At 62.4% G+C, this 20,945-nt stretch carries 16 protein-coding genes; 10 read left to right on the top strand and 6 right to left on the bottom strand.

Annotation, left to right across the window (positions count from 1 at the left end; genetic code table 11):
- The 4 genes from VIG90_RS02405 to VIG90_RS02390 all read right to left on the bottom strand — a co-directional run.
- Window positions 1-1,169: MFS transporter (locus VIG90_RS02405; RefSeq protein WP_331591835.1), on the bottom strand; the 1,169-nt coding region annotated here is incomplete at its 3' end.
- A 54-nt stretch (window positions 1,170-1,223) separates the two neighbouring features.
- Window positions 1,224-2,096, bottom strand: a complete 873-nt coding sequence (locus tag VIG90_RS02400) for a TauD/TfdA dioxygenase family protein (protein ID WP_331591834.1) — start codon at window positions 2,094-2,096, stop codon at window positions 1,224-1,226.
- A 22-nt stretch (window positions 2,097-2,118) separates the two neighbouring features.
- The gene (locus tag VIG90_RS02395) at window positions 2,119-4,263 is read right to left on the bottom strand and encodes a TonB-dependent receptor (RefSeq protein ID WP_331591833.1); all 2,145 of its coding nucleotides are present in this window, start codon (window positions 4,261-4,263) and stop codon (window positions 2,119-2,121) included.
- A gap of 1,263 nt (window positions 4,264-5,526) precedes the next feature.
- Entirely contained in the window at window positions 5,527-6,588 is a 1,062-nt protein-coding gene (locus VIG90_RS02390; protein ID WP_331591832.1) for a DUF475 domain-containing protein, read from the bottom strand.
- A 563-nt stretch (window positions 6,589-7,151) separates the two neighbouring features.
- Here VIG90_RS02390 and VIG90_RS02385 point away from each other — a divergent pair.
- The 5 genes from VIG90_RS02385 (at window position 7,152) to VIG90_RS02365 (ending at window position 12,697) form a co-directional block, all read left to right on the top strand.
- Complete coding sequence (locus VIG90_RS02385) at window positions 7,152-7,664, top strand: sigma-70 family RNA polymerase sigma factor (RefSeq protein WP_331591831.1); 513 nt, start codon at window positions 7,152-7,154, stop codon at window positions 7,662-7,664.
- A complete protein-coding gene (locus tag VIG90_RS02380) occupies window positions 7,661-8,656 on the top strand; it encodes a FecR family protein (protein WP_331591830.1) in 996 nt (331 codons plus the stop codon). Before VIG90_RS02385 ends, VIG90_RS02380 begins: the two co-directional genes overlap by 4 nt.
- 85 nt (window positions 8,657-8,741) lie before the next feature.
- Window positions 8,742-11,243, top strand: a complete 2,502-nt coding sequence (locus tag VIG90_RS02375) for a TonB-dependent receptor (protein ID WP_331591829.1) — start codon at window positions 8,742-8,744, stop codon at window positions 11,241-11,243.
- Between the two features lie 14 nt (window positions 11,244-11,257).
- The gene (locus tag VIG90_RS02370; protein WP_331591828.1) at window positions 11,258-12,343 is read left to right on the top strand and encodes a tyrosine-protein phosphatase; all 1,086 of its coding nucleotides are present in this window, start codon (window positions 11,258-11,260) and stop codon (window positions 12,341-12,343) included.
- A gap of 36 nt (window positions 12,344-12,379) precedes the next feature.
- The gene (locus VIG90_RS02365; RefSeq protein ID WP_331591827.1) at window positions 12,380-12,697 is read left to right on the top strand and encodes an autotransporter domain-containing protein; all 318 of its coding nucleotides are present in this window, start codon (window positions 12,380-12,382) and stop codon (window positions 12,695-12,697) included.
- A 237-nt stretch (window positions 12,698-12,934) separates the two neighbouring features.
- Here the strand turns inward: VIG90_RS02365 and VIG90_RS02360 are convergent, their stop codons facing one another.
- Window positions 12,935-13,957 (bottom strand): helix-turn-helix domain-containing protein, encoded by a 1,023-nt coding sequence (locus tag VIG90_RS02360; RefSeq protein ID WP_331591826.1) that lies wholly within the window; start codon window positions 13,955-13,957, stop codon window positions 12,935-12,937.
- A 748-nt stretch (window positions 13,958-14,705) separates the two neighbouring features.
- Between VIG90_RS02360 and VIG90_RS02355 the strand changes: the two genes are divergently transcribed.
- From VIG90_RS02355 to VIG90_RS02335, 5 genes are all read left to right on the top strand, one after another.
- The gene (locus VIG90_RS02355; protein ID WP_331591825.1) at window positions 14,706-16,124 is read left to right on the top strand and encodes a class I adenylate-forming enzyme family protein; all 1,419 of its coding nucleotides are present in this window, start codon (window positions 14,706-14,708) and stop codon (window positions 16,122-16,124) included.
- A 58-nt stretch (window positions 16,125-16,182) separates the two neighbouring features.
- On the top strand, window positions 16,183-16,446 hold the full coding sequence (locus tag VIG90_RS02350; RefSeq protein ID WP_331591824.1) for a hypothetical protein: 264 nt from the start codon (window positions 16,183-16,185) through the stop codon (window positions 16,444-16,446).
- A gap of 66 nt (window positions 16,447-16,512) precedes the next feature.
- A complete protein-coding gene (locus VIG90_RS02345) occupies window positions 16,513-16,737 on the top strand; it encodes a hypothetical protein (protein WP_331591823.1) in 225 nt (74 codons plus the stop codon).
- Between the two features lie 238 nt (window positions 16,738-16,975).
- A complete protein-coding gene (locus VIG90_RS02340; protein WP_331591822.1) occupies window positions 16,976-17,938 on the top strand; it encodes a DUF1837 domain-containing protein in 963 nt (320 codons plus the stop codon).
- Window positions 17,935-19,407, top strand: coding sequence for a DEAD/DEAH box helicase (locus VIG90_RS02335; RefSeq protein ID WP_331591821.1), 1,473 nt, complete (start codon window positions 17,935-17,937; stop codon window positions 19,405-19,407). The genes VIG90_RS02340 and VIG90_RS02335 overlap by 4 nt, the downstream gene beginning before the upstream one ends.
- Here VIG90_RS02335 and tnpC read toward each other — a convergent pair.
- The gene (tnpC, locus tag VIG90_RS02330; protein ID WP_331591820.1) at window positions 19,307-20,860 is read right to left on the bottom strand and encodes an IS66 family transposase; all 1,554 of its coding nucleotides are present in this window, start codon (window positions 20,858-20,860) and stop codon (window positions 19,307-19,309) included. The two genes, VIG90_RS02335 and tnpC, sit on opposite strands and share 101 nt — an antisense overlap.
- Window positions 20,861-20,945 lie beyond the last annotated feature (85 nt).

Below are 20,945 nucleotides of genomic sequence, written 5' to 3'. Positions count from 1 at the left end.
ACCAGAAACGCCGTATCGTAGGTGCCAGCCTGGTCATAGGCCTCGCCCACATAACGCAGCGCGGCAATATTCAGCGGGATCTGCAGCGGCACCATCAGTCCCATGATCGACCCGAACGAGGCGGTCCCGAAGCGGTTGGCGATGAAGGTCGCCCAGAGCGGCATCGTGCCGCCAAAGCCGATGCCGACGACAACTGCAGAGCCGATGAGGACAGGATAAGACGGGCTCAGTGTAAGCAGCAGGAAGAAGCCTGCTGTCAGAACGAGAATGGTGATGAAAAGCCAGCGCGGGTCGACCCGGTCCGCCAGCGCCCCGATGGCGATTTTTCCGGCAATCGCCATCCCTGAGATCACCGAGACCACAAGCGTGGCGGATTGCAGAGTAAAGCCCTGGTCGGTGCCGTAAGGGATCAGGGAGACGAGCAAGGCCTGGTCCACCGCCATGGCAAGCCCGACGGCCAGCGTGATCGCCCAGAAGTCGAGCGATCGAAGGCAGGCCCCGGCCGTCCGGCGGGAGGGCGCAGCGTCACTGTCGGCTCGGGGTGATGGGGCTCCGGGCGGTGCGATCCGGATCAGCCAGCCGAGGCTGCCGACGGCGAGAAGAGCAATGAGACCCGTTATGCCAACCGCGGCCCGCCAGCCATAGGATCCAATAAGGCCAGCCATGGCCGGAAGCCAGAGCATGCCACCGACCGAGGACGAAACCGAGATCAGCCCCAATGCTCGGCCGCGGTTCTCCTGAAACGCTCGCGAGATCAGCGTCGAGCCGGTCAGGGGGCCGAGCGCGGCGCCGCCTGAGGCCACAAGGAAGAAGGCGGCCGCCAGCATGACACTGAGCGACGGGGCAACCGCAATGATGCCGCAGCCGATCGAAAAGAGGATCGCGCCACCGGTGACGACAAGGCCGCTGGGGAGCCGGTCAAGCGCGCGGCCGATGAGCGGTGAGAAGACGCCCATGCCGACAATCAACGTCATCATGCCAAGATTGAGATCGCCCCGCGCAAGGGCGAACTCATCGCCGATCGGCTTGGAGAGCAGCCCAAATCCGTAGGCGATGGTGCCAACGGCGAGCATTTGCCCGACAAAGAGAACGGCCAGGGCAAACCAGGGGTTGGCGATACCCCATGGCTGTGCGGCGCTGGCGCTGATCGATGAGGGTCTTGCGTCCATGGGGGTGTGCCCTCTCTTGTGCGAGATGAGGCCCGGATGATCGGGGCCGTCAAATCAGGCTTTGCCGGCAGGGCCGACGGGGCGCTCGCCGATGATCGTCACGCGCTCCAGATGTCGCCGTCCTGCATAATCGGCAACGCCGTAGTGCTGGGTCGATCGGTTGTCCCAGAAGGCGATCGAGCGGGGCTGCCAACGGAACCTGACGTGATATTCCGGGCGCTTCACTTCATCGAACAAACGGGTCAGCAGTGCCTGGCTCTCTGCGTCCGAGACGCCCAGAATGTGGGTCGTAAAGCCGCTGTTGACGTTGAGGATCCGCTCCCCGGTTTCCGGGTGAATGCTGACGACCGGGTGCACCTGGGGCGGATGGCGCTCGAGAAATGCCGCGCGCTTTTCCTCGGTATCCAGGTGACGGCCAAAGGAGACGAGCCCGCTGTGGACAGCCTCCAGGGTCTCGATCCGCTCCTTGAGCGCCTCATCCAGGCCCGCGTAAACCGCGGCGGTATTGCACCAGAGCGTATCCCCGCCAAGCGGGGGAATATGATAGCCCATCAGGATCGATGCGGCCGAGGGTGTTGCCCGAAACGTCGTATCGCTGTGCCAGAAATCGGCCGCGGGCGCCTTCGGGCCCTCCGTCGTGCCGCCGAAGGATTCAAGCACGAGCAGCTCCGGATGATCGGGATGGGCGGAGAGCGGATGGACTTCGAGCGCGCCGAAATGGCGACCCAGAGCCACATGCTGCGCTCGGCTGAGGACCTGATCGCGGAAGAAGATAACCTTGTAGCGCAGCAAAGCCTTGTGAACGAGGTCGAGTTCGGCGTCGCTGGCGCAGGCCAGGTCGATGCCGCTGATCTCGGCGCCGATGAGCGGCTGCGTGGGCACAACCGTCACATGGGCAAGCTCGGGCAAGCGGACAGGATGCGTCATGACTCTTCTCTTCCCTCAGAGCTTAAAAGGCAAAGGAGACTTCCAGCCCATAGCTGCGCGGATCGCCGAAGATCGCAGACGGCAGGCCGGAGTTGCTGTGGAAGCTGTAATACTTCTTGTCGGTCAGGTTCTTGCCCCAGAGCGAAAGCCGCAGGTCACCAGCGCCTACCGGAATTTCTGTTAGCGTCAGGCGGGCGTTCAAGAGCGCGTAGTCCGGGATGATATAGCGCGGATCGTTGCTGCTCGTGTAGATCTTGTCCTGGAAGCTGTAATTGAGGCTTGCGGTCAGTGTACCGATCGGGGTTTCCGGCAGGACATAGTCCGCGCCCAGGTTGAGGCTGTGTCTCGGGATGTTGGTGAAGACATAAAGCGCTGCAAGATCCTGTCCGCCCGGGCCCTCGATGCGGCGATACTGCGCGTCCGTATAGCCGTAGCTCAGCGTAAAGGTGACGGCATTGCTCGGCTTGGCGGCAACGTCGAGCTCGAAGCCCTGGATACGGGCCTTGCCGGCGTTGAGGACGTCCGAGCGTGTCGGATTGCTCGGGTCGCTCTGAATGCTGAGCTGGATGTCCTTGTAATCGGCATGGAACAGGGTTGCATTGATCCGCAGCCGCTGGTCGAGCAGATCCGAGCGCAGGCCCACCTCGTAGGACGTCAGGGTCTCAGGGCCAAAGCCTTCGTTGAACCGCTGCGTCGTTGAGGCACGAACGTTGTAGCCCCCTGATTTGTAGCCGCGCGAGACCTTGGCGTAGGCATTTATCCTGTCGGTCAGGTCATAGGCGAGGATCGCAGTCGGGCTGAGGTTCTCAAACGAGTTATCGCCCCGGCCCTCAGGCAGCACGGTAACAGCGCCGCTTGCTCGCGTGATCCGGTCCTGCATGGAGGCTTGGCGCTCGTCCCGCGACCAGCGCAGCCCAAGGGTCATGTGGAGGCGCCGATCAAGGGCATCGGGGCTGTAGGTTGCCTGGCCGAAGGCGGCATAGGCCCGGTTATCCGCGGTGATGGCGCGGTCCGTGACATCGCGGGCCGCCGTCTCGGTGATCGCCCGCGTGCGCGCCGATTCATCGAAATAGTAAAGACCAAAGACATATTCGAGCTGGTCCCCCAGCCCTGAGCCGATCAGCTGCAACTCCTCGCTGAACTGCTTCTGGCGATCCTGGAACCTGTTGGTGAACAGGGCAAACGGCCCGAGCGCACCGGCCAGATAGTTCTGGTTCGAGAAATTGGCGAGCTTGCGATAGCCGGTGACCGACTTGAGGGTCAGGGTGTCCGCGACCTCCCAGCTGGCTGTCAGATTATGGCCCTGGGCGAGCACGTCATTGCGCATCAGTCCGGCAACGGCGGATGAACCCTCGCTCGGCCGCTCGGCAAACGCCGGATAGAAGGCGACCGGCACTACATACTGGGGGGTGTCGCCGATATCGGAGCGGTCGTAGGTGTACCGCACATCAATGACATCGCTCGGGGCCCAGCGTACCGCGGCGCGATAGGCATCGCGGCGCTGGTCGCCGAAACGCGCCACACCGGTGCCGCGGTTCCTGACGTAGCCGTCCTTCTGGCTGTGCACATAGCCCAGCTCGACCGCTAAGGTGTCGCCGACGGGAATATTGAGCCGGGTGCGGGCGCGAAACTGGTCGTAATTGCCGATTGCAAGACTTTGGCTCGCCTCGAAAGCGCCAAGCTGGGGAGGGCTGGAGATGAAATTGATCGCGCCGCCCGTCGCATTGCGGCCGTAAAGCGAGCCTTGCGGGCCGCGCAGAACCTCGATCCGCTCCAGCTCGGCCACCTCGTTGATCAATCCCTGGCTGCGGCCGATGTAAACACCGTCGGCATAGACCGCAACACTTGGGTCCTGCGTGATCTGGTCATCGAGGTTGCCAACGCCGCGAATGAAGACGAGGCTGGTCGTGGCGCTGTTCGGGTGGGGTGTCAGCTGGAGATTGGGGACTTGGGCCTTGAGGTCGGTCAGATTGGCAATGCCCCGCGCCTCGAGGTTGGCGGCGGTAAATGCTGCAACCGAGATTGGGGTTTTCTGCAGGGACTCCTCACGCTTCTGAGCGGTGACGACAATATCATCGAGCCCGATGGACTGCTGGGCGGCAACGGGCACGGCTGCCAGAATGAAGCTCGCGCAAGCTGTAATCCCTCGGAATTGCCTGATGGCCATGGCCCTCTCCCCTTGAACACTTGTACTATTGTACAGTCACACGCTGATCATCTAGAATCTGGACCGGCCGTTCGGTCCAGTGAGCGCAGCGATTGTGAGTTTAATCTCATCCTAAATCATCATAGAATTGAACATATGTACAGTTGTGGGAATGGGGGGGCAGCTTGGGCGCTCTCCTCGGCAGGAGGGCAACGTTCCCCTTTCCCGGTAAGAGGAGGTGGCAGTGAGCGGGCCTCCGGCTTGCGTGAGCCGTCTGCCGACGATCCTTTCGTCAGCGCGCAGGATTTCTCCGGATATTTTTGCGGTAGATCACTCGCGCGAGGTCTGCCTGTTCCCATCGGGCAATCATCCGTGGGCCAGAACGTAAGCCAGGTGCGGCTGTCGTTGCGCTCGAAGGCGGGCGCAGAACAGGCCGGGTGCCACGCTGCGACAGTTCTCCGTCCATGGCTTCGCACCGGTTGTGCGGATCAACTACGAGCGCAACACATCAACTGTCGGCATCTACGACTATCGCCGCCTTGCCGGCGAGGTCGGTATCGTGCGCTCGTTCTGAGGCGCTACACTGTCAGTTGCCGCCTCCTGCCCAGCAAGGCTGCTCCGGAGGCAACTTTGGCAGCCCGCGACGTAGCTGTGGCCATTGCCTGGCGACGATACTGACGGGTCGGCTTGGCGTCGGTCCTCTCGTGTTCTTATCAGCCGTTGGCAACTTTATGGCAGAGCGTCTGCTGGCTGCAGGCACCTTCTATGGCTGCTGGCTGGAACGTTGCCCTTAACAGTCCGACGAGACCGGCCTGTCACACGTGAGCGGGCACTGCAGCTTCAGTTAGTTCGGCATTTGGGCCTGGCGCAGCCGGCAAGTTCGGAAATGCGCCAAAAAGAAAATGGCCGCTTTCAGGAAGCGGCCAGTTGCCAAGGTTTCAAGCGGGCACCCGGGGTGGGGGGATGTCAGGGGGGAGGGAAGACACCTCGGCCCCGGATGCCCGGCCTTGATGGGATCAGCCTATAGCAGGTCCGGAAAAACGCGCTCGTGCGGCGTTGCAACTATCCGCCACGCGACAAGTCCTGGTCGAAGCCGCGGGAGGCAAAGCGGGGGAGGGCGGCGGCGCCTGACCTGGTAACTCCACCTCCTGAAAGGGGCTGTCCGAGGCGCTCCGCAACGGCACGCCCGGCTCCAGAAAGCGGCCTTTAAAAGCATCGCCCCGGCAAGACAAGGCTGGCCGGGGCGATGGCAGAGCAGGTGTCAGGCTCTGAGAGGTACGCGGCTCAGGAGTTCCTGTCGCGCCGGTTCGCCAGGATCGAGTGTCCAAGCGAGATCAGGATCAGGGCCGCTCCCAGAAGGCCGGTGATCCACTCAGGGATGTGGTAGCCCGGCGCGCTGGCGTACAGAAGGCCGGCAAGTACGAGGATCGCGTAAAAAGCGCCGTGCTCGAGATAGCGGAACTGGCCGAGCGTTCCGGCGTGGACGAGGTGCAGGGTCATCGAGCGGACGAAGAACGCGCCAACGCCAAGGCCGAGCGCGATGACGGGCAGGTAGTTGGTCAGCGCAAAGGCGCCGATGACACCATCGAAGGAGAAGGAGGCATCAAGGATTTCCAGATACATGAAACCCGCAAGACCGGCCTTGACGAAGGTGCCGCCGTTGCCGGCGCCTTCTTCTGCGCCTGTCTCCGCATCGGCTTCGGTGCCGCCCAGCAGCGTGCCAAGGCCGTGGGAGATGATATAGGCGATGAGGCCCCAGACGCCGGAGTAGAGGAATTCAACGGCGGTATCCCGGTTCTCGAAGACGTTCGTCATCAGGATAAGGGCGGTCAGGGCAACGGCCGCTGAAATGCCCTCGATCTGACCGAAGCGCGCAACCTTGCGCTCGGCCCAGCCGAGCCAGTAGACGCCCTTGTCCTCAAAGAAGAAGCCCAGCGCCACCATCAGCAGGAAGGTGCCGCCAAAGCCTGCAACCTGGTGGTGAATGGCGGTCATGGCCGTGGCGTATTCGTCCGGCCGGTTCAGCGCCATGTCGATCACCTGAACCGGGCCGATGCCGGTCGCGATGGTGACGATGAGGATCGGAAAGACCACACGCATGCCGAAAACGGCGATCCAGATGCCCCAGGTCAGGAAGATGCGCCGCCAGCGCTCGTCCCAGTTGGCGAGAATCTTCGCGTTCACGACGGCGTTGTCGAACGACAGGCTGGTCTCAAGGATCGCCAGGACCGCAACCAGGAACGCCATCTCGATGCCGCCAAGGGCAAAGCCCGCAACGACCGCGAGCACGGAGAAGATAATTGAGCCCCAGTAGAAACTCAGGGCCGATCTCGGCTGTGCCGACATGCCAAGCAATCCTTGTTATTTGAAGTGGGCTGCAGATACCACCGCGTCGCTCAGGATATCAAATCAAAACCCAGACGGTGTTCACTCCGGGCCAAGCCCTCGTTTAGTGACACAATGTCACTTTACCAGAGGCCGGCCTCTATGGGTCTGACGCGGATGACGCGGTCAGCGCCCTCTCATTCACGCTCGCTGGTTCCTTGTGCTCTCCATGCTTGGGGGTCCGATATCCCGAACAGATGGTCCAGCCTGCCAACTTGGCAAGCGGGGTAGACCCAAGGGAGCGCCGGATGAAACCAGCTGTGGCGCCGACCACGCATGCTGGAAGGGCGATTGCAGCCGGGGGGTATCTGCCTGCCCCCCCTCCGGGCGCTTTGACACCTGGGTTGGAAGTTTCCTTCATGACGGCAGGCAGGCACCACGGCTGGCTGGTCACAGAGCACTGTGCCGCCAGCTTTTGCCACAATCGCCTGATGGAGCAAGTTCGGCGCGCGGGAGCGGGACGGGGCGTGCCCGATGAGACACGAGCACTTCCCCTGAAGCGACCGCCGGAGCTGACAAGAGCCATGAAAACCCAGCCTGAGCGACAGCCCGAGCAGGCCGCCGAGACAACGGCGGTGCTGCTTCCGGTGTTGCGGCGCTTCTTCCGCCGGCGGGTACAGGACGATGTGGCGGATGATCTGGCGCAGGAGGTTTTCGTCAGCCTTTATGCCCGCAAGGCGCCCGGCGAGATCGAGAACGGCACCGCTTACCTTTTTGCCATTGCCCGGAATGTTCTGGCCCGCCACTGGCAGAAGGTTAAGTCCGCAGGGCATCACGATACGCCCGGCGCGCTGGAGTGTACGGATGCGGCACCTCTGGCGGACCGGCGGCTGCTGGACAGGGAGCGCCTTGACCTGGTCCTGGCGGCCCTGGAAGCCTTGCCGGAGAGGACGCGCCAGATTTTTCTGCTCCATCGCTTTGAGGAAATGACGTACGCTCGGATCGCCGCCCAGTACGGAATTTCAGTCAGCGCTGTCGAGAAGCACATCATGAACGCACTCAAAGCGTTGCTTAGCGCAACAGAGCGTGATGGATGACCATCCTGGACCGACCCTTACGCCAAACTGCCCAGGAGAGGGATGAAGCCGCACACTGGCTGGCCCGCCTGCGCTCGGGCCAGATGTCAAGCGAGCAGACGCAGGCGTTTGAAGCCTGGATAGGCGAGGCCGGCAATGCGGCGGCATTTGCCCGTGCCGAGCGGCTTTGGCAGGAGCTGGGGGGGCTGCGCGAGGATCCAAAGATGCTTGCTCTGCGCGAGCAGGCGCGGGACAGCGGGCATCGGCGCGCCCGCGCCAGAAAACTGCTGATAGCAGCCGGCGTTGCGGGGCTGGCGCTGACAACGCTCCTCCTCGGCCATCGTGCCGTAACGCCGCCCGAGGGGCCGCGACAGGAAATGCTGGTGGCGACATCTGCCGCCAGAGGGCTGCCCGTGACCCTCATGGATGGCAGCGTCATGACCGTGGATGCCCATTCCAAGGTGCACGTGGTTCTGGCAGGCGATCGGCGCTCGGTACGGATCGAGCATGGCCGGGCACATTTTCAGGTGGCCAAGGATCCGGCGCGCCCGTTTGTCGTGACCTCGGGTGACCACGCAGTCATCGCCCTGGGAACATCCTTCGTCGTTGACAGATACCGCCGGCAATTGACGGTCGATCTTCTGGAAGGTCGCGTCCAGGTCAAAGAGGAAACGGCTGCGAGGAAGAAGGCCGTTGAGCTTGTGCCGGGGATGCGGCTGGAAATTGCAGCAGGCGGGCAATGGACGGCGCAGGATATCGACAGGGGGCGGGCCGTCAGCTGGATGCAGGGCAAGCTGATCTTCGAGAACGACCGGCTTGCCGACGTGGTGAGCGAGATGAATCGCTATCTCGACCAGCCCATCATCATTTCCGAGGCAAGCGTTGGCAACAAGCGCTTGACGGCAGTTCTGAATGCAGGGGATGCAAGGGGCTTCACGCGCGCCATCGAGGCCCTCGGCATGGCAGAAGCCGCGGTCGCGCCCGATGGGCGTATCATGCTTGGTCAGAAATAATTTTCATTTATTAAGTGAGGGATCCCGGCCTGGCGGCCTCTCCTGCCTTTGAATGCGAACGATACGCAGATCAAAGGGGGAGGATATGAATTCTATCGGCATTTTAGTGGCAAGCGCCAGTCTGGCCGCAGTCCAGGCCGGCGCAAGCCACGCTAAGGCCCTGCAGTATGAAATTCCGGCCCAGCCATTGTCCAGCGCCCTGCAGCAGTTTGCCCTGCAGGGGAACACCCAGATCCTGTTCAGCCCGGATGCTGTAGAGGGCCAGCACTCGCCAGGTATCAGCGGCGCGTTTGAAGCCGATGCGGCATTGAGGAGCCTGCTGTCCAGGTCGCGCCTTCGCTTCCAAAGGGTTGACGATGCCTTCGTGATTGCAGCGCTGCAGACAGGAGCGGGCCCGGCGGCAGTACCGTCGGCGATGCCGCCCCAGGAGGCGAGCTTTCCGGCCGCCACCAGCGGGATCGAGGACATCGTCGTCACCGCTCAGAAGCGCGAAGAGAATCTGCAGGACATACCGATTTCCATTGCCGTGCTCGGCGGCGCTGATCTGGAAAGGAAGGGCATCGCCAATCTTACGGATTTCATCGGTGGTGCGGTGCCGGCCCTGCGCATCATGCCCAATATCGGACGCACCTCCAGCCTCAACATCACAATGCGTGGCATCGGTGGGGGCGATCCGACCCAGATCAGCCGCGATCCTGCCAATGGCATCTACATCGACGGCGTTTACCTTGGACGCGTGCAGGGCCTGGGCATGGAAATGTTCGACATCGAGCGCATCGAGGTTCTGCGCGGGCCACAAGGGACCCTCTTCGGGCGCAATGCCGTGGGCGGCGCCATCAGCATCGTCTCCAGACGACCGACCGGAGAGCTGGGGCTCGACCTGACGGCCGGGGTGCGCAACCTGGATGGCTTCAACGTCAAGGGCCATCTCAACCTGCCGGAGTTTGCCGGCATCCGGGTCAAGCTGGATGGCGTCTGGAGCAAGCGCGATGGCTGGGTGAGGAACAGTCTGGCAGGCCAGTCCGACTGGGGCGATTATGAGCGCCATGGTGTAAGGGCCACGGCGCTGTGGACGCCCGCGGACACGCTCGAGGTTCGGTACAGTTTCGAGAAGTCGCGCGACAAGTCGGTCAGCGGCTACTCCCAGATATTGCGTCTCCTCGAGGGCGCGCCGCCGCTGGCGCCGATCTTTGATGTCGAGCCGGAGCGGGTCCGGCAGGGGCGGGCGGGCGTTCCCCTGAAGCCCGGCATCGGCGATGTCCAGGGCCACAGCCTCCAGGTGACATGGGAGCTGTCTGATGCGCTGACGCTCAAGTCAATTTCGGCCTATAGGGAGCTGGAGCAGTCCCAGTCCGACAATGCCGCCGGCAACACGGTCGCGTTCCGCCCCTTTGGCGTTTTCGGCAGGGTCAGCATTGCCAATGTGGATCAGGATCAGTTCAGCCAGGAGGTGCAGCTGATCGGCTCTTTAGACCGCCTGACATATGTCCTTGGCGCATTCTACTTCGACGAGGACGCGTCCGACTACGCCCATACGCCTTACACCAACCAGTTCAATGCAGACGGAACCGGCTACATCGTCCTGCCCGAGCCGGTCGGCGGTCCGTTCCCGGACCGGGCAAGCACGTCTCACGCCAAATCGACCGCATTCTTTGGTCAGGCAACCTACACGCCCCCGGTGCTGGATGACCGGCTGCACCTGACCGGCGGCCTGCGCTGGACCCACGACCGCAAGCATGGCCGACTGACCGCCCTGCGCGGTGCCCCGACCCCGTTCCGGTATGAGTTTTCCTCCAAGCGCGTCGATCCCTCTGCAACCGTTGCCTTTGACTGGCGTGAGGGCGTCAACACGTATCTGCGCTGGGCAACGGCTTACCGTGCGGGCGGGGCAAATTCCCGCTCGGCAACCTACGGCGCCTTCGGCGAGGAGGAGGTGGATACCTGGGAGATCGGCATCAAGTCGGATCTCCTGGATCGCCATCTGCGCCTGAACGCCGCCGCCTATCATACGCGCTATAAAAACCGGCAGGTCGGTTTCCCCAATCCGGGCAATCCATCCAACACGGAGACCATCAACGTGCCGGATGCGGAGATCATCAAGGGCGTTGAAATCGATGTGACGGCCGTGCTCAGCCCGGATCTGACTGTGACGCTGGGATATGCGCTGACCGACTGGAATGCATCAACGGATCGTAACCCCTTTACCGGGCAGGTGCAGCCGTCGGTTCTGAACTATTCGCCCCGCCATGCCGCAACCGCGGCGCTGGATTACGAGTTTCCGCCGTTCAGCTTCGGCGCCCTGTCCGCGCACGTGAACGCAACCTATTCCAGCAGCTTCTACACCCAGGGCTCCGACAACCCGAAGACGGGCGAATACCTGATGCTCAACGGGCGACTGACGCTTGGTGCCCTGGCTCTGGGAGCCGGTGGACCGGACGTGTCCGTATCCCTCTGGGCCAAGAACATCACAAATGCGCAGTGGGAAACCTATCAGTTCGCCCTGCGTGGCCCGGGCGTGACCAACGCCGTTCTGGCTCATTTCAATGAACCCCGCACCTACGGCATCGAAGCCCGCGTGAAATTCTAAGAGGAGGCAGTAGCATGAAAACTTTCAGGCTGCACACGGTCATGGCAACCGCTGTGACACTTCTTGCCCTGGCATCAACGCCCGGGTCTGCAACCGTCAGCCAGGCAGAGGCTGTTCGTCTGTCCGCCGGCACCTATGAACTGCGGTGGACCACGCAAGGCGAAGGCAAGCCGGTCAGCGTCTTTGTTGGCTCGCAGCCCAATGCCAGCCCCTCTGATCTGACGCTTGTCAGCCAAGGGAACAAGGGCACGCAAACGGTCATCAAGCATGCCGGCCAGGGGCGCCCGTATTTTTATCTAACTGATGCAGACGGGAAGGGCGTCTGGACGGCGGAGCGGGTATTGCCGCTTGAGGGCGGCAAGAATTTTCGGGACCTGGGCGGCTACAGAACGGCCAGCGGCCAGACGGTCAAGTGGGGCAAGGTGTTCCGATCAGGCAGCATGGCCCAGCTGACCGAGGCGGATTACGCTTATCTCAACAGGCTTGGCATCAAGGTCGTCTGCGATTTCCGCACAACCGACGAGCGCCAGGGCGAGCCGAACACCTGGGCCAAGACCCAGAATGTTGCCTACTGGACACGGGACTATTCCATGAGCCTGGGCGACTGGGGGCAGCTGCTCTCGTCAAAGGACCTGTCCGCGGGCACGATGAAGGCAGCCATCACCGAGGGCTATCGCCAGCTGCCCTATGAGCAGGCAGCAGCCTATCGCGACATGTTCCTGCGTCTGGCCGCCGGCGAGATCCCGCTGGCGTTCAACTGCTCGGCCGGCAAGGACCGGGCGGGCACGGCTGCGGCCCTGATCCTCTCGGCGCTCGGCGTGCCGCGCGAGACCATTGTCGAGGACTACGCCCTCTCCGACAAGGTTGCCAACTTCGGCGCTGAAATGACCCGGCACAGGGAGGAAAACGGTCTGTTCGCAGCCTTTGCCAAGGTGCCGCCCGAGGTGCTCGCCCCCCTCATGGCCTCGGATCCGGACTACATCCGCGAGATGTTTGCAACCATCGAGAAAAGGCACGGCTCTGTTGAGGCTTACTTTGCCGAGGTGCTGCAATTGACTGACGGACAGTTGGCATCGATCAGGGCACAGCTGCTCGAATAATGCCCGAGACCGGTGGGACGACAGCGCTGAGGGGTGATGCGGCAGCCGAGACCTATACCATCTCGAGGCGGCTTCAAGCTCGAGACGCCGCAGGCCGGCTCCTTCCAGCTGCGCGCAAAGATCGGCTGGCAGCATGGCTTTGGCGATCGCGCCGCGGACAAGGCGCTGCGCCTGGGTTCGGCTGCACTCTTTGTAGTCGAATGCGCTCCGCTGTCGCGTAACGCCGGCGTATTCGACGGCGAGGCGGTGTGGCGCCTGTCGCCTGCAACGACGATCGGCGCCGGCTATTCCGGCATGATCGTTAATGCAGGCGAGACGCATGCCGCCAAGGCGACGCTGACCGTCGGCTTCTGATCACAACGGATGCACAAGCGGGCGGGGTGCCGCCGGACCTCAAGGTTCGGTCTGCGCTCCGCCCTTACTGTTTTCTGGAACTGGCCGGGGCTAGCCGCCATCGCGCGGCAGCACGTGCTGGCCGAGCATGCTGGCCTGACTTGATCGTGGCTGCCTAGCTGGGAAGAGACGCACGTCTTGGCACGGACTGTCCAGCGCCTTTGGCGGCGATCCCATGGACCGGAAAGGCTTCTGGTGTTAGCTGCCCTTTGCCTTGGTCAGCCAGTCGACCACGGCGCGATGGCGGATGGCGCTTTCAGTTGCGGATCTGCGAGCGAACCTGGCCCGGGGCGGCACATCGGACGGGGGATGTCCGAACTGCTCGCGAAATACCCGTGTAAAGTGTCCGGCGGATGCAAAGCCGTGAGCGTCTGCGATATCGGCGATGGTGGGCTTGCCGTCGACGCGACGGGCAAGGGCTTCGTGTGCCAGTGTGAGCCGAAGCGACTGGATGTGGCGCATCAGGCCCCCTTCGCCCTCGAATGCCCGGTAAAGGGTCGCGCGCGACACCGCGCAGGCCCGCGCGATCCGATCGACGCTGAGGCCAGGGTCGAGAATATGCGTTGCCAGGTATCGACCGGCGGCGTGCCGGACGGTTCGGTACAGGGCTGCGGCTCGGTCCGGGCTCAGCGGCTGCGTACGACCAAGCGCGCGCTCGGCGATCATAAGGGTCGCCATAATGGCGGCTTCGCCTTCAGCTTCGCTGAGGTCGCCAGCCACCTGCGAGAAGGTGCGCAGGTGGCTGGCGATCAGGCGCCCGGCCGCGCTGTCTGGCGCCAGGCTCATACCGTGAATGTCGCGGTCCATCAGCCAGGTTGGTGCGATCTCCCTTGGGATGACGAGATTGACCAGATCCAGATCAGTCCAGTGAGATTCAGAAGGTCGGCTGAGATCGACCAGCATCACCGCTCCGGGGGCATGTGAGACGCTCCTGTCGCCGATGTTTCCGGCGACCTGGGAATTGGCCAGGATGATGCTCAGCGATTCAAAGCCTGCCCGCCGGACGCTCGGTGCCGTGCGGCGCAGGGTCTGGGTATTGGATTGCCCGTGGCCAATCACACCGGTCTGGAACAGCGTCAGGCGCGTGCGGTTGGCGAATTGCTTGTGCGGCCCGAGATCGACATCCGAGATGTCATAGAGCCCCTCAAAGCTGTCTCGGTATTCATCAAGAGCATGAGGATGGGAGGCCGATGACACGTCCCACTGGTAATGCTGCGGCATCTCCTGCTCTCCTTCTAATCACCGTGGGGTGGTGACGTCCCTGTCTCCCCAGCAGGAAGGAGGGCTGTCCAGCCGTCTCAAACCCGGTGCGATCTTCTAATACAGGCGGACAGCTTAACGGAGTACATATAATTGCTGATAGCGCCTAAATTCCCAACGTGAACTTTACTCAAGGCAGGCGGAACGCCAGGCCTCCAGCGGCCTACCAGGCAAGCCTGTGCTGAATGAGAAGACGGCTGTACCCCGATGTTCGCCGCTGCTCTCTATGTCTCAAAGTTGAGACGCTGGGGCATTCTCATTCCCGAAGTGCCAGTTCATAAGGCGTGTGGGCGGGCCGTTTTGCGAGCTTCAAGTTGCTCTGAAGGCTGGCGCATAAGGATGGACTGCCCAAGCCTCACGTCTCTGACGGGCCAAGCGTGAGAAGCGATCTTTCCTGAGGGGGAGGAGACGCTCATCCAGAACGACAAGATGCGGACCCGATTGCTGGGCGTTCAGCCAAGCACGGCCCTTCGTTTTGGACACGCTTGCTTTTTTTTTGAAGGCTTGGCGTTCGCGCCGAACGGATCGGATGGGCTGAGCTCTATGGCTGGTCGTTGTAATGGTGTCGCTACGGCAGCTTCCACTGTGCGCCTGAGGCAGTTGCGATGCGGTATGCCTTTGGTGATTGGATTGCCCTGCTCGACCCTGCTGATCAGCATCACGCTGGTGGCCCCGGAAGCTATTTGTACCTGACGAGCCGGAGCTCCCCATGTTTGATCGATTGATCCGCTTTTCGGCGCGGCTGGAGCCTCTTGCCATCGCAGTATCCAGCGGCACTGAGCATTTGAACTACCGCGACTTTGACCGGGTCATTGATAAGGTCGCAAGCGCGCTCGCCAGATGCGGCGTGGGTGCTCCAGCGCTTGTTGGGGTCAGCATCCGTGACACCTATCGTCATCTGCTCATCGTACTGGGGTGCGCGAGGCTCGGTGTGGCAACGGTCTCCTTGGTCCCGGATGCGGCTGAGGCCATGCGACGCGTCGCCAATGTGTCGATAATGCTTGGCGATGCCAGCGCGATGGAACCGGACCTCCTCATTGACACCGAGTGGCTGGCCGACGCTATCTCAGCAGAGCATCGGCCTGTAGGGTTGCCTGCGATCGATCCTAAGGCGCTGAGCCGTGTTGAACTCTCGTCAGGCACGATTGGAGAGCTCGGACCGGTGGGGCTGAGCTGGGCGCTCATGGATCGGCGGATCGAGCATAGCTGGATGCGGACTTTCGGATATGAGCGGCTGCTGTGCCTGATTGGACCGGAGAGCGGCTCGCTTCCAGTCTACCTCGCGTGTTGGGCCCGTGGGGGCTGCGTGCTGTTCGGCTCTTCGGATCCCCACATCCTGGCTCGTTCCCTGCCAACATTGCGGCCGACAGGAATGCTTGTGGCACCAGCTCAGCTTGCGCTGGTTCTTGATGCACTGCCTGAGGAGGCCGCACCGCTTGCCGGACTGCACGTGGCAATTGCGGGCGAGCGCGCCAGCGCAGCCCTGTACCAGCGTGCAACGCTGCGCCTCGGGACGGTTAATGTCATCTACGGCTCTATCGAGGCGGGGGTGTGTGCGAACGCATTTTCTGCGAGCCTGAAGGGCGAAGGTAGTGTCGGTTGGGTCACGCCGTGGACCGCGATCGAGGTCGTGGATGAAAATGATCGGCCGCGCCCCGCGAGCATGAGCGGTCGCATCCGCGTGCGCGGCCCGGATGTGGTTGACGGCGACTTTGGATTAGCCGGGAAAGTAAGTGAGCGGTTCAGGGACGGTTGGTTCTACCCCGGCGATATCGGAGCCCTCACGGTTGATGGGATGCTGAGCATCAAGGGCCGCGAAGATGAAATCATGTACGTTGGAGGGCAGAGATTCCTGCCGCAGGCATTGGAAAACCCGGTGCTGAGGGTACCCGGTGTCATCGACGCAGCCGCCTTCGCGGTTGCGGATTCAGACGGCAACCAACAGCCGTGGCTGGCAATCGTGCGAGACGCAGATCTCAAGGAAGAGGCAATCGGCCAGGCGTTGGCGCTGCCCGACTTGCCGCCAGTCAGGATCGCGTGGATTGATGTCATTCCGCGCACTGCCTTGGGAAAGGCTCGCAGAGATGCGCTTAAGGAAGCGGCGCGTGGGCTGGTTTCCCAAGCGTAGTTGGACTGAGTGTGCACAGACGGCTTTCTGAGCATAACCGGTTGCTCTGGTGCACGGCATGGCGCTGCTAAAGCAGGCAGTCAGCTATGCGCCCATCCCGGCCATTCCGGGCTTGCTCCACCGATCCTCAAAGCTGCCGCTCGCTCGTCTTGTTGAAGTGGCGGGGAAGCACGGCCGACATTGGGGACTTTCCGGTCAGACACCTTTGGAGCCGCGGCAATGGGATGGCGGACACTTATGCCTCTGGGTGCAGATGTCAGCCACCGCCGACATTGAGCACGTCATCGTGCCCGACATTGAGGGAAAGATCGTCCTGAATTGACTTGGCAATACGCGGTGCTACGGATCTATAGCTAGCCTTTGCCTGAACGAAGAAAGCACCTGTTATATGAACACTGCCGTCGACCTTGATCACTATGCGACCGTCCTGAAGCTGGTGCCCGGGGGAGAAGAGGAACTCTTCGACGGGACGGTGCGTGAAATTCTCTGCGAATTCGTCCAAGGCAGAATCGGGCATCCCGGCGGGCTTTCCATGCGGCTGGCCGGCAGCCCGGGTCTGATTCTTGGTGTTCAGCTCAGGGCCCTGGTCGAGGATTTCAAGAAAGCGCCATAATCCAGCGCGACGGCTCGATATTATCGGTTGCTCTCCGGTGAATAGTGCGCAGCAATCCCGCGTCCGAGAACACGTTGCGATGGGGTAACGCTCGCCCTTGTGATCCGTCGCGCGTTAGCCGCCGTCACAACTGTCTGAACGCTGTTCGGATTCAAACATCCCTCACGCTTGAATAAATGCCGGGGTAACGCGTAAATAGTTGTGTTGGGGCGGATTTCTTGCGTTGGGGGGAGTAGGTTTGGTTGACACGGGCGTGGTGGCGCCACTATCCTTGGCGGACTTCAGGCAAGCGATCGAGGCCAAGCCGAAGACCCTTGAGATTCATCTTGATCTGGTCGAGCGAGACGTCGAGATCGCGGGCTGCAAGGTGCGCATTCACTGCCACTGCCTTAAGGTGGGCGCCGATGGGCGAGTAAGCATGGCGCGGCTCGCCGAATTCATTCGCACAGCGGTTATCGAATACTCGATACCACATGAGGCTCGTCAGCGCGCGAAGGAGCGGGACGACAGAGAGGGTGGTTTCGCAGCCGCGATCGAACTCTACCACCGCGCACTTGGTACGTTCACCGATTTGAAGACCTCTGGCGAGGGAGGAGAACTGCTCCTTTACCTGCTGGCCGAACGATTCCTTGGCCTGCCTCAAATCCTCTGCAAGATGTCGCTAAAGACCAGCGCCCAAGTGCATTATCATGGTGCTGACGGCGTATACGCCAGCGTCGATGAGGACGGCGTGCTGAATCTTTATTGGGGGGAGTCCAAGATACACTCCAATGCGGCGAAGGCCATCCGCGAATGTCTAAGTTCGCTGAAGCCGTTTCTCGACGAGGAGGAGGGGGAAGCCGCGAAGCGTGAGCGCGACCTCGTGCTTCTGAGCGAAAGGGCCGATCTCGGAAAGCCGGAACTCAACGCTTCGCTACGTCGGTTCTTCGATCAAGCGGATCCGCTCGTGAGGAGGAAGCGGTATCGCGCAGTGGCTCTGGTCGGCTTCGATAGCGACGGTTATCCCGCCGGAGGGACATGCGGCGCGAACGACATAGTTGATGCCTCGAGAGAGGCGCTCAAAAAATGGTCCGCGAACGTCGGGAACCGGCTTGTTTTCGAGCAGCTGACCGACTGTCGCATCGAGTTTCTCTGCCTGCCGCTTCCTAACGCCGAGGCCTTCCGCGAGGCAGTGCTCGCATCGTTAGGATTGGACAAGTGAGCGAGGACGAATTGATCGACTGGCTGCTCGCCGAAGGCGTGGCTAGCGAACTGGCCCTGCTGTCACGCGTCAATGCCCTTCAAGAGCTGGAGAACGTGGAGCCAGCGGAAGCCGTCGGAAAGTCGATCGCATCAGTCGACTGGCATCGGCTGCTGCTCGCCGGGAGCATCATGGCACGCTCTGAAAGGCGGCCTCCGAGGGAGGCGGCGCTTCTGATCGCGACGTCAGCGATGACGTTGGCCGAACGGGGACCGACGCGGGATGCTGCGGCCCTGCTCTTCGAGCAGCTGTCGAACAAGCTTGCGGTCGAGCTTGCCGAGCAAAGGGACGAGGTCGGGGTTGGTCTCGATGGGCGCCTGGGTGTCGGTGCGCGCCTAGAACTGACGCGGAACCGGCTCAAAAATTCGGTCGTTCGGGAGGTGGACGGCGCACTCATGCAGGTGAATACCTTCCAGCGATCTTTCTGGACTGGCGCAGAAGACGCAAGCAGCTGGCTGTCCGCGTCGGCACCGACAGCTTGCGGCAAGACGTACTTGGTTTTGCAGTGGTTGTTGGATCAGGTGCGGGCGAAGCGCGTCCGGATGGTGGTGTACCTTGCGCCGACCCGTGCACTTGTTGCCGAGACGGAGACGAATCTCAGAAACATGTTGGCGACTGCCGACATCAGCCCCGATCAGATTAAAGTCAGTTCGCTTCCCCTAACCGACGAATATCTGAAGATGCGAGATGGTGGTCCCCCGCTGGTCGTGGTCTTCACCCAAGAGCGACTCCACCTTTTCGCAAACGCACTGTCCGATGAAATGGACATCGACCTTCTGGTCGTGGACGAGGCACACAAGATCGGTGACACCAAGCGCGGCGTGATCCTTCAGGACGCGATCGAGCGCGTAATGCGGGCGAGCCCGAACGTGCGGGCGGTCTTCATAAGTCCAGCGACAAAGAACCCGCAAACCCTGCTGGACGACGCTCCAGCATTCGCTACTCGTCGGGTTGTCGAGAGCGATGCGCCAACCGTACTCCAAAACGTGCTGTTCGCCCGCCAAGTCAAACGCAAGACCACCAAGTACGAACTTTCACTCCGACGTGATGATGAGCCTGAGCAAATCGGCGTGGTGAGCCTGGCGAGCCGTCCAGACGGACTTCGGAAGAGAATCGCATTCGTCGCCGAAGCTCTCACGGGTGGGAGATCGGGTACGTTGATCTACGCCAACGGCGCGGATGAAGCGGAAAAGATCGCCTTCCTGCTGAACCAGGGTTCTCCTCGGGAGGCTGTTGATCCCGAATTGGCTGCCTTGGCGGATCTCTCACGCAAGGGAGTGCACCCGGACTATCTGCTGGCCCCCCTCGTCGAACGTAAGCGTCGGCCGACTACGCGGCAGTGCCAGGTTGATTGTGCTCTTGGCGCCAATTCCAAGGCAGCAATTCGTCGATGCGCGTCATCGGATGGCCACAGGCCATACGGTCGATGATCGCGGCAATATAGCCTTGGGGATCGAGACCATTCATACGGGCGGTCTCGATGATGGTGTAGAGCGTGGCAGCACGCTCGCCCCCGGTTTGGGATCCGAGGAAGAGGTAGTTTTTGCGCGTGACGGCGATGCCGCGCAGGGCCCTCTCGGCAGAGTTGTTGTCGATGGCATAGCGGCCATCCCCGGCATAGCAGGTCAAGGCGCTCCAGCGGGCGAGGGCATAGCCGATGGCTTTGGCCAGAGCGGACTTGGCCGAGAGTCGACGTCGTTGGTCTTCGAGCCAGTCCTTGAAGTGTGCCAGCAGTGGCACGGTCTCGGCCTGGCGGATTGCCCGGCGCATGTCGGGGGGCGATCCGGTGATCCGAGCCTCAATGGCGTAGAGTGCCTGGATGCGGCGTAGCGCTTCCTCGGCGATCGGCGAGGCGGTCGTCTCATGGATCTCGAAGAACTTGCGTCGCGCATGGGCCCAGCAGGCCACGTGAAGAATCCTCGGTGGCGCCTGACCTCGTGTCAGCGTCTCGTAACCGCTATAGGCATCGGCCTGGATGGCACCGGCAAAGCCTTGCAGATGGCCGTGCGGGCGCGCCTGCTTGCGGTCCGGGCTGAAGCGGTAGAGCGCGGCCGGCGGTCGCGGGCCAAGCCAGGAGCGCTCATCCAGCACATAGGTCCAGAGCCGGGCGGTGCGGGTCTTGCCGAGCCCCGGCGCCAGTAGAGCCACGGGCGTATCGTCGGTATGCAACACCGGCGCGGCCATGACATGGGCGGCGATCCGCTCCGCCAGCGGCGTCAGCCACCAGGCGGCGTGGCCGACCCAGTCGGCCAGCACATCGCGGCCAATCTCGAGACCCTCGCGCGCCAGTCGGGCAGACTGGCGGTAGAGCGGCAGGCCATCCAGATACTTGTCGACCACCACCTGGGCGATCAGCCCAGCGCCTGGCCGGCCCTTGCGGATCGGAAGATCGGGTGCAGGGGCCTGCAGGATCGTCTCGCAGGCCCGGCAGCTGAACTTGGGGCGGACATGGCGGACAACCTTGAGCCGGGCCGGGATTGTCTCCAGCACCTCGGTCACGTCCTCACCCAAGGCAGACAGATGCGTGCCGCCACAGCCAGGGCAGACCGAGCCGGGATGATGCAACACGTCCTCGCGTGGCAGATGCTGCGGCAAAGGCGGGCGTGCCGCCGCCCGACGGCCTGATGTCCGAGGGGCCGGCGCCGCCGTCCGGGCGGCCGTTACCCCTTGTGCTTCCTCCAGATCTTCCAGACGCAGCTCGAGTTGCTGGATGCTGGCTTCCAGCTTCTCGGAGGAGCGGCCGAACTGCTGCCGGCGGAGCTGGGCCAATTGCAACCGCAACTGCTCGATCAGCCGCTCGGCACCGCGCAGCGCGGCCTCGCGCTCGGCGAGCAAGGCCTCAAGTTCGGCGACGCGTCGGGCAAGGTCAGGGGCGGCTTGCATGGCGTCCAGACTAACAAAGAGGCACGTGCACGAGCAGGGAGGCGGACGTCGAATGAGTCATTCTGCCGCGCCGCATGGGCGCACT

Source organism: Pedomonas sp., from assembly GCF_036515995.1.
Lineage (GTDB): Bacteria > Pseudomonadota > Alphaproteobacteria > Sphingomonadales > Sphingomonadaceae > Pedomonas.
Note: the sequence above shows the minus strand (reverse complement) of the source record. Positions and strands in the feature narration are given on the sequence as shown.

Bases quoted from the DNA above. Each gene is read 5' to 3' on its own strand.
- VIG90_RS02360 (WP_331591826.1), bottom strand. From the start codon at position 13,957: ATGCCGCAGCATTACCAGTGGGACGTGTCATCGGCCTCCCATCCTCAT.
- VIG90_RS02355 (WP_331591825.1), top strand. From the start codon at position 14,706: ATGTTTGATCGATTGATCCGCTTTTCGGCGCGGCTGGAGCCTCTTGCC.
- VIG90_RS02390 (WP_331591832.1), bottom strand. From the start codon at position 6,588: ATGTCGGCACAGCCGAGATCGGCCCTGAGTTTCTACTGGGGCTCAATT.
- VIG90_RS02365 (WP_331591827.1), top strand. From the start codon at position 12,380: ATGCGGCAGCCGAGACCTATACCATCTCGAGGCGGCTTCAAGCTCGAG.
- VIG90_RS02345 (WP_331591823.1), top strand. From the start codon at position 16,513: ATGAACACTGCCGTCGACCTTGATCACTATGCGACCGTCCTGAAGCTG.
- VIG90_RS02380 (WP_331591830.1), top strand. From the start codon at position 7,661: ATGACCATCCTGGACCGACCCTTACGCCAAACTGCCCAGGAGAGGGAT.
- VIG90_RS02370 (WP_331591828.1), top strand. From the start codon at position 11,258: ATGAAAACTTTCAGGCTGCACACGGTCATGGCAACCGCTGTGACACTT.
- VIG90_RS02350 (WP_331591824.1), top strand. From the start codon at position 16,183: ATGGCGCTGCTAAAGCAGGCAGTCAGCTATGCGCCCATCCCGGCCATT.
- VIG90_RS02400 (WP_331591834.1), bottom strand. From the start codon at position 2,096: ATGACGCATCCTGTCCGCTTGCCCGAGCTTGCCCATGTGACGGTTGTG.
- VIG90_RS02375 (WP_331591829.1), top strand. From the start codon at position 8,742: ATGAATTCTATCGGCATTTTAGTGGCAAGCGCCAGTCTGGCCGCAGTC.
- tnpC (WP_331591820.1), bottom strand. From the start codon at position 20,860: ATGCAAGCCGCCCCTGACCTTGCCCGACGCGTCGCCGAACTTGAGGCC.
- VIG90_RS02395 (WP_331591833.1), bottom strand. From the start codon at position 4,263: ATGGCCATCAGGCAATTCCGAGGGATTACAGCTTGCGCGAGCTTCATT.
- VIG90_RS02385 (WP_331591831.1), top strand. From the start codon at position 7,152: ATGAAAACCCAGCCTGAGCGACAGCCCGAGCAGGCCGCCGAGACAACG.